The 12,508-nt window shown below is 33.3% G+C and carries 15 protein-coding genes; all 15 read left to right on the top strand.

Going from position 1 to position 12,508, the window contains the following annotated elements; all coding sequences use genetic code 11:
- The first annotated feature begins 543 nt into the window (after positions 1–543).
- The gene (locus A9G09_RS08545) at positions 544–1,008 is read left to right on the top strand and encodes an STY0301 family protein (protein WP_065634432.1); all 465 of its coding nucleotides are present in this window, start codon (positions 544–546) and stop codon (positions 1,006–1,008) included.
- Positions 1,009–1,146: 138 nt separating this feature from the next.
- On the top strand, positions 1,147–1,656 hold the full coding sequence (locus A9G09_RS08540) for an STY0301 family protein (RefSeq protein WP_065634431.1): 510 nt from the start codon (positions 1,147–1,149) through the stop codon (positions 1,654–1,656).
- Positions 1,657–2,113: 457 nt separating this feature from the next.
- The gene (locus A9G09_RS08535) at positions 2,114–2,317 is read left to right on the top strand and encodes a tail protein X (RefSeq protein ID WP_065634430.1); all 204 of its coding nucleotides are present in this window, start codon (positions 2,114–2,116) and stop codon (positions 2,315–2,317) included.
- A 310-nt stretch (positions 2,318–2,627) separates the two neighbouring features.
- On the top strand, positions 2,628–3,044 hold the full coding sequence (locus tag A9G09_RS08530; RefSeq protein ID WP_065634429.1) for a phage tail protein: 417 nt from the start codon (positions 2,628–2,630) through the stop codon (positions 3,042–3,044).
- Between the two features lie 890 nt (positions 3,045–3,934).
- A complete protein-coding gene (locus tag A9G09_RS08525) occupies positions 3,935–4,573 on the top strand; it encodes a phage baseplate assembly protein V (protein ID WP_065634428.1) in 639 nt (212 codons plus the stop codon).
- Positions 4,570–4,923 (top strand): GPW/gp25 family protein, encoded by a 354-nt coding sequence (locus A9G09_RS08520; protein ID WP_065634427.1) that lies wholly within the window; start codon positions 4,570–4,572, stop codon positions 4,921–4,923. Before A9G09_RS08525 ends, A9G09_RS08520 begins: the two co-directional genes overlap by 4 nt.
- Entirely contained in the window at positions 4,911–5,822 is a 912-nt protein-coding gene (locus A9G09_RS08515) for a baseplate J/gp47 family protein (protein WP_065634426.1), read from the top strand. The genes A9G09_RS08520 and A9G09_RS08515 overlap by 13 nt, the downstream gene beginning before the upstream one ends.
- Entirely contained in the window at positions 5,812–6,417 is a 606-nt protein-coding gene (locus A9G09_RS08510) for a phage tail protein I (RefSeq protein ID WP_065634425.1), read from the top strand. The genes A9G09_RS08515 and A9G09_RS08510 overlap by 11 nt, the downstream gene beginning before the upstream one ends.
- Positions 6,414–8,150, top strand: a complete 1,737-nt coding sequence (locus A9G09_RS08505; protein ID WP_065634424.1) for a phage tail protein — start codon at positions 6,414–6,416, stop codon at positions 8,148–8,150. The genes A9G09_RS08510 and A9G09_RS08505 overlap by 4 nt, the downstream gene beginning before the upstream one ends.
- 3 nt (positions 8,151–8,153) lie before the next feature.
- On the top strand, positions 8,154–8,603 hold the full coding sequence (locus tag A9G09_RS08500; protein ID WP_065634423.1) for a tail fiber assembly protein: 450 nt from the start codon (positions 8,154–8,156) through the stop codon (positions 8,601–8,603).
- A gap of 773 nt (positions 8,604–9,376) precedes the next feature.
- Positions 9,377–10,552, top strand: a complete 1,176-nt coding sequence (locus A9G09_RS08495; protein WP_065634422.1) for a phage tail sheath protein — start codon at positions 9,377–9,379, stop codon at positions 10,550–10,552.
- Between the two features lie 13 nt (positions 10,553–10,565).
- On the top strand, positions 10,566–11,078 hold the full coding sequence (locus A9G09_RS08490; protein ID WP_065634421.1) for a phage major tail tube protein: 513 nt from the start codon (positions 10,566–10,568) through the stop codon (positions 11,076–11,078).
- Positions 11,079–11,136: 58 nt separating this feature from the next.
- Positions 11,137–11,436, top strand: a complete 300-nt coding sequence (locus tag A9G09_RS08485; RefSeq protein ID WP_065634420.1) for a phage tail assembly protein — start codon at positions 11,137–11,139, stop codon at positions 11,434–11,436.
- 8 nt (positions 11,437–11,444) lie between these two features.
- Positions 11,445–11,564: a GpE family phage tail protein gene (locus A9G09_RS08480; protein WP_065634419.1), complete on the top strand. Its 120-nt coding sequence runs from the start codon at positions 11,445–11,447 to the stop codon at positions 11,562–11,564.
- Positions 11,557–12,508 (top strand): hypothetical protein (locus A9G09_RS08475; protein WP_141671557.1); only part of this gene is annotated, 952 nt, incomplete at its 3' end. The genes A9G09_RS08480 and A9G09_RS08475, both read left to right, overlap by 8 nt.

Genomic DNA, 12,508 nt, shown 5'->3' with positions numbered 1-12,508 from the left:
TATTAAATCTTACCCTATTAAATTAATTTCATTTTAAAAAAATAAAACTTAACTAAATTAATTGGTTACAACTTTTATCAGTAAAAGCAAGATGATAACAAATACTACATCTTATTTATAATAATTCAATAAATAAATTCACTTTGCGATAGTATTAATAATAAAATCTACAACAACCCTTCATGTTTATACATAAGTTGTCATGCATAATCTAACAGCGACTTATCTAACAGTATATTACTGTATATAAAATTTAATATTAATATTTAGTCTAAATATCAACAGCTTTCTTTACTCATTAACATTTTTGACTTTGTTAACTATTTATCATCAGTTAGTGCGTTTAAAAATTCATCCAATGATGCTGATAAATAATCGCTATTCTCCTTAAAGTTTTGTTCATGAGTTAAACTATTATCCCAGTCCCATAAACGATATCGATAAATAGCACCATTATCAAGCTAAGTCTATAAAAGTTATATTAATTGACAAAATTATCGGTATTGAAAATAATAAAGTGTGGATATAAAAAGGATGACAGGTATGAAAGCTAAAAAGATAAAAACCACACTCATTTTGTTATTAGGGTTAGGCGTATCTAGTGCAGCTAACGCTATTTATGAGATAACATGCCCTGATACTATCGAGGTAAAATCTATCCCTACCGAATTAGAAACGCTACCCGATGGCTGGCAAATAACAGAGCAAAAAAACATGCTATTGCATGTCGATTCTGGTGAAGTTTATTCTGATAGACCAATTAATTTAGGACAACTCATACCTTTTACCGTTACAATTGAAGGTAAAAAGTACAAAAACGCTTGGTTAATAGACAATAATTCTTGGTTCAATTGCTCCTATCAACGTAATCGAGTCCGCCTCATTAAACAGGTCGATCCTAGTATGAAAACCTGTTGGGTCATTTTTGAAAAAGATGCAAAAGGTCATACTAAAGTAAAACTGAATTGCGATAAAGTGTTACACAATGGCCCTAAATCATATTCGTAACCAAAAATGAAGTGATGTTAAGTTTTGATAATCAACAAACTAATAACATTGATTGAAATATTGCATGTTTTTTGTCTCAAATAAAACCAAACATTAATGACTAAAAACATATGCAATGATAAAAGTAAGGCATAAATGATGAAAGCAAAGATTTTGACTATTACAAGCTCGTTATTAATTGTAGCAGTTAGCTGTAATTTGGCGTTCGCCAATGAAGAGATAGTTTGTCCAAACTCGGTAACCATAAAATATGCGAAACCTGACCTCAATATTGTGCCTGAAGGTTGGGAAGTATCAGAAAAAGGCTATGATAAGACCAAAATAAAAACATTAGCTATACCCGAAGATATTGCTAAAAGCCCTATCTATATTGAGCGAATTGAAATTTATGCAGGACAATCATTGGATACAGCTGAGCCAATAATGCCAAAGACAGCAACCATTAATGGCAAAAAGTATAAAAATGTTTGGTCCTTAGATAGCACAAATAGTCATTATTGGGCTAACTGTGTTTATAGCTATAACGACGAAGTGCAGATCAATAAATCCATTAGCGCTGAATTGAAAACCTGCCGAGCAAATTATTCAACCGTCAAAAATAGAGGCGCACAGGCTAAACTGGTATGTAGTACAGAAAAACTGAAATAAATTATACAGATTATAAATTTGCTTATTTATTTAACTAACTATCAACCAATACAAGCAAAAGAATAGCTTGATTGGTGGTACAAACTTCATCATTCAACAGATTAAAACCGAATAATCGAATTTATTTTTTAACAAGAAGTTTAAGGAAACACCTACGTTTCAATATAAAAATTAGTTTGAATTTAAGTAGCTAACTATTTTGTTTTACCTTATCAGTAACCATTTGTAATCCTTTCCCATACAACCGCTGTTGATTGTTAAAAAAGCCTTAACCAACGATCATATCTCTACTAGACATTTTAACCGGGTGACCCTCACACTTCGGCGGTTCAATGGTCTAAATATTGCTTTCATTATTTACCTTTGTTTACCACCGATTTTATTTTGTCATCTGACAAAGTGAGTTCTTGGCTTGAATATGTCTAGACTATCTTAATCATTAATGGAGTATCTAATCATGCTTGTTTATTCAATGCAAAATGAAACAGTTGACGCATTAGCATATCGCGTTTTTGGTAGCACGGCTGGTATTGTAGAAACTATTTATCAAAATAACCCTAATCTATGTGAACTACCTGCCATGTTACCAATGGGCACCGCTGTCAATGTTCCTGAATTTGTATCTGAACCTGAAAAAAATCAGATTAATTTATGGGATTAATTAATTCAAAACCATAGTTTTTGTTTGCTTTACAGCAAAAAAACAGGCTCGATTCTATTAATCCACATCAATGACTTAATCGTCTCAATAATAATTCAAGTAGGACAACGAAAAGAGTATTTATTAAATAATAATAAACGTCTTGAACTAAGTGTAAAGATCGAATCATACTAAAACTAAACTCGAATAATAACCATTCAAACATGATTTAAAATAACAAAATGCTACGTTAATTTAGAATAATTTCTATTATATGTTTGGTATGGGTACATACGAGTAGTAATAACTCAACATAATCAAAGAGATTACTATGAAAAAAATTGACAACCTGAAACAATTTCTTCTCGAAAAAAAACTGATTAACAATGCCACTTCACAATTACAAATGGCAGTAACAAACGGTCATATCGAAGCGATTACCGCTAGTAATTTAATGCTTTTTTATCATTATACTTTGCATTTAACTTTTGATAATTACCAATTTCCATTTGAAGGACTAATGGAGGCAATAGTTAGTTGGATGACAAACAATCAAAGCGACAGTATGCTAAATCCAGAATCACGTAAAACGTCAATTAAATTCGATGTTCAAGAAATCACTGAATGTCATTGCAAAATAAATATTAAGCTAAAATTGTCAGAACGCATTCTTACACAAAATATAAATGAAGCATTACAATCTCAATTAATTAAAGACAAAATTCTTGATGAAGATTTATTAAATTAGTAAGATTTTCATTTCTATAATAAGTTAAAATATCTGCCTACTTTATATAAGGTGTAATAATAAACACCTTGTTCTATTCTATTTCTAATTTGATATAAATAATTTATATTGAACACATTCGAATAGAAATAAAATCGATATTTGTTAATCCTTTTGCTAAGTGCATTGAACGTATGCGAAAATTTTGAATTATTTAGGTTAAATGGACGCATTTATGCAACGATAAAACAATAATCCGATTTTTTCGAGTATATCAATTTTGTTAAAACAGTGATGTGCAATGAACTTGTATCTACATTATTTTTTATTTTAAAAGAATAAAATAGCCATAATATTGTAAAATATTTTATAATTTGAATTAGTATAAAAAGACTGGAATGGTTGACTTTAATGTGATGATAAATTGATAATTCCTATTACTCGATAAAACACTAAATTAGTTTATTTTAAGAGTGTTAGTAATATCTAACATTATCAATATATCTTACCGCAAATAGCATATTTCTCCTTTTATTATAGTTAACGCGCCCAACTTCCCCTACTCTTCCCTATAATCTTTAGAATTAAAATCCGCTAATTATATAATGTTGGTTGTTTTCAGCCCTCTTTTGCTCACAAAATAATAAACTATCATTCTTATTGTTATTTTTTAACAAACCGTAATCAAATGGCTAATGTTAACAACATAAGAATTGTGTGCTACGCAGTTTTTCAAAACATAATTTATTCAATGAAAGTAACATCCATATAAGTTGTAAATACATTTATAACCAACCCCGTCTATTGTTTTAGTCACGCTAATAATGATTAGCTGCTCGTGAATTTTGTAACTAAATATTCTACAAATAAGGTCGCTTTATTTTTAATGCATAATTGACGATTATAGCGCCATGAAAACATATCATCCAGCCGACTTAGTCGACATATTACGAAAAATAGAAAATCTGATCCGTCCCGGTGTCGTTTGTGAAACAAAAGGTGACAGGGTTAGAGTCCGTTCAGGCAATCTTATTACAGCTTGGTTGCCCTGGTTTACTCATCGAGCAGGTAAAAGCCGTTCATGGTGGCGCCCATCTGTTGGAGAGCAGGTGTTCATCTTAAGTCCCAATGGTAATTTGGAGCTAGGGTGCGTATTACCAAGCCTTTATTGCAATGATAATCCAGCACCTTCAAATTCTGAGGATGGATATTGTGTGACTTTTCCCGATGGCGCTTCATTCAAATACGAACCTAAAACTAGCAGCTTAACCATAAAGGGAATAAAAACAGCAGTCATTGAAGCTAGCGAGCAAATTACCGCTAAAGCTGGTACTAAAATTCACCTTGATACACCACTTGTCGAATGTAGTGACCATGTCACATTTAAATCTTTCAATGCAACAGGAGGTGGACAAAGTGGCAATACCGGATATTTAACTGGTAATGTGATTCATCAGCAGGGTCAATTATCGTCCAATGGTATTGTTTTAGATTCACACATCCACACAGGTGTTAGAGCTGGTGGCGAAACAACAGGAAAACCCAAATGAGTTATATTGGCATGAATTGTAAAACTGGGCGCACGATTACTGATATGGAGCATATCAACCAATCTATTAAAGATATTTTAACAACTCCTGTCGGTTCTCGAATTGAACGTCGTAATTATGGTTCATTACTTTTTTTATTATTGGATCATCCCAATACCGAAGCAACAAGATTAAAAGTGATTTCTGCAACAGTAATGGCATTAAGCCAATGGGAACCACGTATAAAAATAGATGCAGTTGATATTTTTAATGATAACGAAAAATTGACAGTGCAAATCGTTGGTTCACGAACAGATAAACCAAATGAAGCATTCAGCAGCGAGATTGAGGTAGCAACATGGCAACATTAACAGATCTTTCATTATTACCCCCACCTGACATTATTGAATCGTTAGATTTTGAAAAGATCTTTCAACAACGTAAAGATAAATTTATAGCACTTTATAGTGATGAACAACAGCAAGAAGTCGCCAAAACATTACAATTTGAAAGTGAGCCAATTGTTAAATTATTGCAAGAAAGTGCCTATTACGAATTAATTTTACGTCAACGAATTAATGAAGCATCACAAGCCTTGATGATTGCACATGCTAAAGGTCGTGATCTTGATAACTTAGGCGCGAATTTTAATGTACAACGTTTAGTGATTCAACCTGAAGATAATAGTGTTGTTCCGGCAATTAAACAAATTAAAGAATCAGACAGTGATTTTAGGCTGCGTATTCAAAGTGCGTTTGAAGGATTATCTGTTGCTGGTCCTCGAGCAGCCTATGAATTTTTTGCGCGAAGTGCTGATGGACGAGTATTGGATGCAGCAGCTGAAAGTCCTTCACCTGCTTGTGTAACGCTTGCAATTTTATCTCGAGAAAATAATGGCAAAGCATCGGATGAATTAATAGCAATTGTCAAACAAGCCGTAAATGAAGAAAATCGTCGTCCAATCGCTGACCGTGTCACAGTCAAATCAGTCGATTTGATTCACTATAATATTAAAGCGTCACTTTATCTATACCCAGGACCTGAATCTGAACCGATAAAAAAGACAGCAATCAATAATTTACAAAATTATATAACCGAAAAACACCGAATTGGTAGACGCATTAGTCGCAGTGCAATCATCTCTGCTTTACATGTGGTTGGCGTTGAACGAGTAGAATTACATGAACCTGTGCAAGATATATTAGTTAATCGCGAACAAGCCAGTTTTTGTTCTGATTATCAAATAGAGGTAGCTGGTTATGGCGAATAAAACGCTACTCCCCCCATCTGCGACAAGACTTGAGAAGAATCTTTCTCAAGCTATGCTTTGTGAACCACCAATTCCCTTGCGTTCACTTTGGGATCCAATGACTTGTCCTTTTGAACTACTACCCTATTTAGCTTGGCAATACAGTGTTGATCGCTGGGATGAAAATTGGTCAGAGAAAACGAAAAGAAAGGTTATTGCTGAGGCTTTTGAAATTCATAAATTGAAAGGTACTAAAGAAGCAATTCGTCGCGCAGTCGAACCATTCGGTTATTTAATTAGTATTACCGAATGGTGGCAAAACGACCAAAAACCTGGCACTTTTGCATTACAAATAGGTGTTTTAGATAAAGGCATTACTGCCGACTCTTACAAAGAATTAAATCGAATTATTGACGATGTAAAACCCGTTTCACGTCAATTGTCTTCACTCTCAATTCAATTAGTATCCAAAGGTGAAATCACCGTTGGTGCTAGCTGTTACGATGGGAATATTCTTTATATTTACCCTTATGTGACTGAAACAATAACTACAACCTCCGAACGCCAATTAGGCGCAATTATTCACTTAATCGATACAATGAGCATAAAACCATGAGTCAAACTTACTATACGATATTAACTAAACAAGGCGCTGCATTGCTGGCTAATGCAACAGCTTTAGGGGTGCCATTAAAATTAACCCAAATGGGTGTTGGTGATGGCAATGGATCTATTCCTAAACCGATAGCCACTCAAACAAAACTGGTTCATGAGGTCAGGCGAGCTGCTATCAATACGTTATTTATTGATAAACAGAATCCAAATCAAATCATCGCTGAACAAGTCATTCCTGAAAATGAAGGTGGTTGGTTTATTCACGAAATCGGTTTATACGATGATGAAGGTAATCTAATTGCAGTCGGTAACTGCCCTGCAACTTATAAACCTAAATTAGTTGAAGGTAGTGGTCGAACCCAAGTAATAAGAATGGTAATTATAGTCGATAGCGTCAACTCGGTTGAACTAAAAATCGATCCTTCTGTGGTACTTGCAACTCGTGAATATGTTGATAACTTAATTGCAACGAAAATGGAAGCACATGAAAAATCAACCAACCATCCTACTGCAACAACTAAATCAAAAGGATTTGTACAATTAAGCTCAGCAACCAATAGTACAGCTGAAAACCAAGCAGCAACGCCTTTAGCTGTAAAAAATACTTATGACTTGGCAGCAAACTCAGTTAAAAAATCAGGGGATGTAATCAGTGGCCAATTAACGTTTGAATACAAAGCGTACGGTATCAAATTCAATTATGAAAATCCTGATAATGTTACAGTAATTCGCCCAAATGGAGACAATTTCTCATTTCTTTTTTATGATGCAGAAAAAAAGAATTGGTTTACAAAGCTTAGGTACACTAATGGTGGAAATGCGTGGAGATTTGAAAATATTAATAACGTTACTATCAATGGTAAATCAGCACTTAAACAAGGTGATCATGGTATCGGTCAAAGGAATCTATTATCTAATGTCGATTCGTTTGAATTATCTGGACTAGGATTTATTACCGATTCAACAACCGGCAATAAACCTTTTCCATACGCAGAAATTCTTCAATCAGGTAATAATAATTCTGAAGCAGTACAGTTTGCAATGGATATACTAAGCAATCGAGCAAAAATGCGTTCAGGGTTTTCAAATACATGGAATAACTGGAATGAATTTATTACAACAGAAAATTTAGTCCATTACGCATATCGATATCATGGTGATTTATTTGAAAGAAGCTTAAATGATTTAAAAGGTCAACAGCATGGTGTTTACTTCCAACATCATAATACAAGAGCGCTTCCTGAAAGAGGTTATCCTATCGAGCAAGCTGGCGCGTTACAAGTATTTGTTAACTATGGTAACTCTCCTGATGGATGCACTCAAATCTATACGACATATCGAGAAAATCGTCAATTTATGCGTAGCTATTATGCATATGAAAATCAATGGTCACTATGGGTCGAACATATAACAACAGAAAATATAAATGATCATATTTTAAATAGATTTTCACAATCATTTAGTAAAAACGGTTACACAAAACTACCAAACGGTCTATTAATCCAGTGGGGTGAAACTCAATACTTACCTGATAATGGTGAGGAAGGTACGATTCAATCTTTTTATACAACGTTTCCAAACGCGTGTTTTGCGATTGTTACAAATGATGGCTATGGAGGGGTACATTCGACCGCAGCTCAACCAGTATCGCAGTCCCATTTCCGATGCTGGGGTAAAGCCAGCACTGGTCAATTATTACAAACAGGTATCTTCTATATTGCAATAGGATTTTAAGTCATGAAACATTTTTATAATACAGAAACACAATCATTTTTTATTGATACGATTAATGATGCAATACCATTAACAGCTATTGAAATCACACAAGAGCAACATGATGAATTATTTAATGCCATAAATATGGGATGCATCATATTTGATGATTTAACTTATTCTGAGCCAAAACCTTCACAATTTTACGAATGGGATAAAAGAAAGAAAAAATGGGTTGAAAATATCAAAGCTCGTAATGATTATACATACGAACAAAATCACTTAACAAAAAAATCTTTGTTAAGTGAAGCTAATGATAAAATTTCTTATTTGCAAGATGCCGTTGATGCAGAAATGGCTACCGAACTAGAAGTCAAACAGCTTGGAGAGTGGAAAAGATATCGAGTTTTAGTGAATCGTATTGATGTTGAACAAACAGAAGAAATCGAATGGCCAACTAAACCTATTAAGTAATATAAATTGATTGGCTAATTAAAAAATAAAACAACTGTCATTTGCTATAACCAAAATACAATAGAAGATGACAGTTCAAACACAATTTTCAATCAATTGTATTAATTAAATCATAATGCAATCTAAACGGTAGCGATCCAAATAAGACATGAGCATTAAAGATTAAGTTGGTATATATTAAATTCTCGACAATCTCATCTCACTGATTTATGACGTTGTCACTAAAAGTGTATGATGGATAACCTCACCTAATTTCAATTTAATTTGAAGTCATAATTTCAAAGTTTGAACCAATCAAATGATGTTACCAAAACTTTGTATATTATTTTCAGCTACACTTAGCTTTCTCCCCAAAAAATAACCATAAATATCAATTCATTTCTATACAATTTGGCTAGTAACTCAGGGGAACTAAGTTATTTAGCTAATCACCCTAAGCAATAAAATTTTCTGCTTACCACAAACTAAATTATTTATATCATTATTAATTTGACAGCTTTATTTAAATTATATTCCATGATGTATTTCAGTCTATCTCGCTAGATTTATATCATTTTTAGCACAAGTCACACCAAAATTAAGATTACATAATTTCACTAAAAAATAAAATAACAAACAAATTAATGTTGTTTTATCAGCCTTTATTACCATTTATTTACGCTTCAGTTGTAACAATATTACTTACAAATTTAAGAACTAACACTCTTTTCTTAAATATGTGACTATAAGCTCGCACATTAACCTTACCATATATTAATCACAACGGAGATCTTATGGCTAACGATTATCATCATGGCGTCCGAGTCATCGAAATCAATGAAGGAACACGTACTATCCGAACAGTTTCAACAGCTGTTATTGGGGTGGTCTGTACTGGAGAGGATGCCGATGCAACTTATTTTCCACTTAACACCCCTATTTTAATTACAAATATCAATACGGCAATTGGTAAAGCAGGTTCTCAAGGTACTCTAAAACCAACACTAGAAGCAATTGCTGATCAATGTACACCAGTAATTGTTGTTGTACGTGTTGAAAAAGGCGCATCTACTGCAGAGACAGAAGCCAATATTATTGGTACTACAACCGAGAATGGCAAATATACCGGTATGAAAGCCCTTCTTTCAGCACAAACACAGTTAAAGGTCAAACCGCGCATTTTGGGCGTACCGGGTTATGACTCGTTACCTGTTGCAACAGCATTAGTGTCATTAGCGCAAAAATTACGTGCATTTTGCTATGTTTCAGCTTTTGGCGCAAAAACAAAAGAACAAGCGGTGCTCTATCGCGATAAATTAGGTGCTCGCGAAGCTATGATCATTTGGCCAGATTTTGTAGGGTTTGATACCACAAAAAAATCAAATGTTACATTGTCTGCAACTGCACGAGCATTAGGTTTACGTGCACAAATTGACCAAAAGGTAGGTTGGCATAAAACTCTATCTAATGTACCAGTTAATGGTGTCACCGGTATTTCACATGACGTATTTTGGGATTTACAAGAAGAAAGTTCAGACTCAAACTACCTTAACGAAAATGAAGTAACAACATTGATTTGTAATCAAGGTTACCGTTTTTGGGGCTCACGTACCTGCTCTTCAGATACCTTATTTGCTTTCGAAAACTATACACGGACAGCACAAGTATTAGCTGATACGATTGCTGAAGCGCAATTTCAATTAGTCGATGCACCTATGCATGCTTCTTTAATTAAAGATTTAGTCGAGTCGATTAATAATAAATTCCGTGAATTGAAATCTAATGGTTATATCGTTGATGGTAAAGCCTGGTTTGATCCAGAATCAAATACAGCCGATATATTAAAAGCTGGCAAACTTTATATCGATTACGATTATACCCCAGTGCCCCCACTTGAAAATCTTATGCTACGCCAACGTATTACCGATAAATATCTAATCGAATTGGCTGACTCAGTTGCTACAAACTAAGGAGAACAACTAAATGGCTCTACCTAAAAAACTCAAATACTTCAATGTCTATGTTAATGGTACATCGTTCGTTGGTGAAGTGGAATCTTTCACACCACCAAAACTAACTCGTAAGTTTGAAAACTATCGTGGTGCAGGCATGCCAGGTAGTGTTCCAATTGACTTAGGCTACGATGATAACGCACTCACTGTGGAATGGACTATAGGCGGCTTAGCACATGAAGTTCTAAAACAACATGGCGGATTGCTCAATGGCGTAACTTTACGTTTTGCAGGTGCTTACCAAAAAGATGACAGTGAAGATTTTATAAAAGTCGAAATCATCGTCAATGGTCGACATAAAGAACAAGATCGTGGAGAACTTAAACAAGGTGAAAGTAACTCAACAAAAATAACCACACAGTGTACTTATTATAAAGAAATTATTGATAACGAAGAAATAACCGAAATTGATTTTATTAACATGATTGACAAAGTTAATGGTGTAGATCGTTTATCCTCTGCACGTAATGCAATTGGTTTATAAATTAACACATAAAAATTACTATAACTAAGCCCGAAAGGGCTAATTGAGAGATTGATCAATGACAAACACAAATAAAGTAAAACTAAAAACCGGGATTTTATCAGGTAAAAAAATGATTACTGAATTTACCATTCGTAAACCATTAACTGGCGATTTACGTGGTGTTAAATTAATTGATTTTATTGATTTAGATATCGATGCATTAGCAAAAGTATTACCAAGAATTACTATGCCTTCAATTGCTGAACATGAAGTTCTTGGTTTAGATTTAATTGACTTATCTGAAATCACAAAAGTTGTTATCAGTTTTTTGTCCCCGAACTTGAACGATGCGAGCCAAGAATCCCTAACCGAGTAGAAGATGCAATGGCAGATATTGCCTTGATATTTCATTGGCAACCTTCTGAAATGTATAAATTTACTTTAACTGAACTAATGGAATGGCAAGAACAAGCTTGCCAAAGAAACGGTACCCAAAATGGATAATAGAGAAAATATCACATTCCAACAACATTATACAAAAATGGAGCTACCGTTTCGCGCCATTTTTGTGGCTGTTAGTGATTTAAAAACACAGACTAAAATCATATCAAATCAATATAATCGTTACCGCAACTTACAATTAAAACTTAATAACGTGTTATCAAATGGATTAAAACTAACCGATAAAAATAACACGTTAAAGCTTGTTAGACAAAATCGTATTAATTGGTTAACAAAATTAAATAATTCTACTAATCAAACTGTAAATAATCATGATTTAACGCGTGTGATCAAGTCCAATATTATTTTTAAACGTAAATTTCCATTATCAAAAAATGATAATCCTAGGAGAAATTTGTTACACAAAAGCCACGCCAATATAAACTACCAAAAACAAAAAACTGATAATTTAAAATTTAAAAACTGTCATAACCATTTAATTAAAACTGTCCAAAAACTGGCTATCGCAAAAATTAACGCCAATAACAAACTCAATGAGCAACGGGGAAAATTAATTAATTACTCTAATAGCAATATTCAAACACTTTGTCTACCCTTGAATAAAAACGCAATATCTATCCGTAACCGAACGTCACGATATATTGCTTCATGGGCCAATATTCATTATTCAACACATAAAATCAAAAGCCCATATAGTAAAAATAGAGATATTATAAAAGCGCATATTAATAGCTTAATTACGCCAAATCATACGGCTGCTCAGATCAATTTTAAAAAAAATATAAACTTAAATAACGACTATTTGAATCGGAATATAAGCTATCCAAAAATTTCAGCTAATCTAAAATTTATAGATAGCTTTACCTATATATTAAATCAATCTGAACCATTTAGGCGTAAAATACAAAATTTGGAATTTGTTACCACTATTCTTGCAATAGATGTATTGGTTAATAACATTAATACAACTAAAACGATTTCACAGC

The sequence above is a fragment of the Gilliamella sp. wkB292 genome (assembly GCF_001690235.1).
Lineage (GTDB): Bacteria > Pseudomonadota > Gammaproteobacteria > Enterobacterales > Orbaceae > Gilliamella > Gilliamella apicola_F.
Note: the sequence above shows the minus strand (reverse complement) of the source record. Positions and strands in the feature narration are given on the sequence as shown.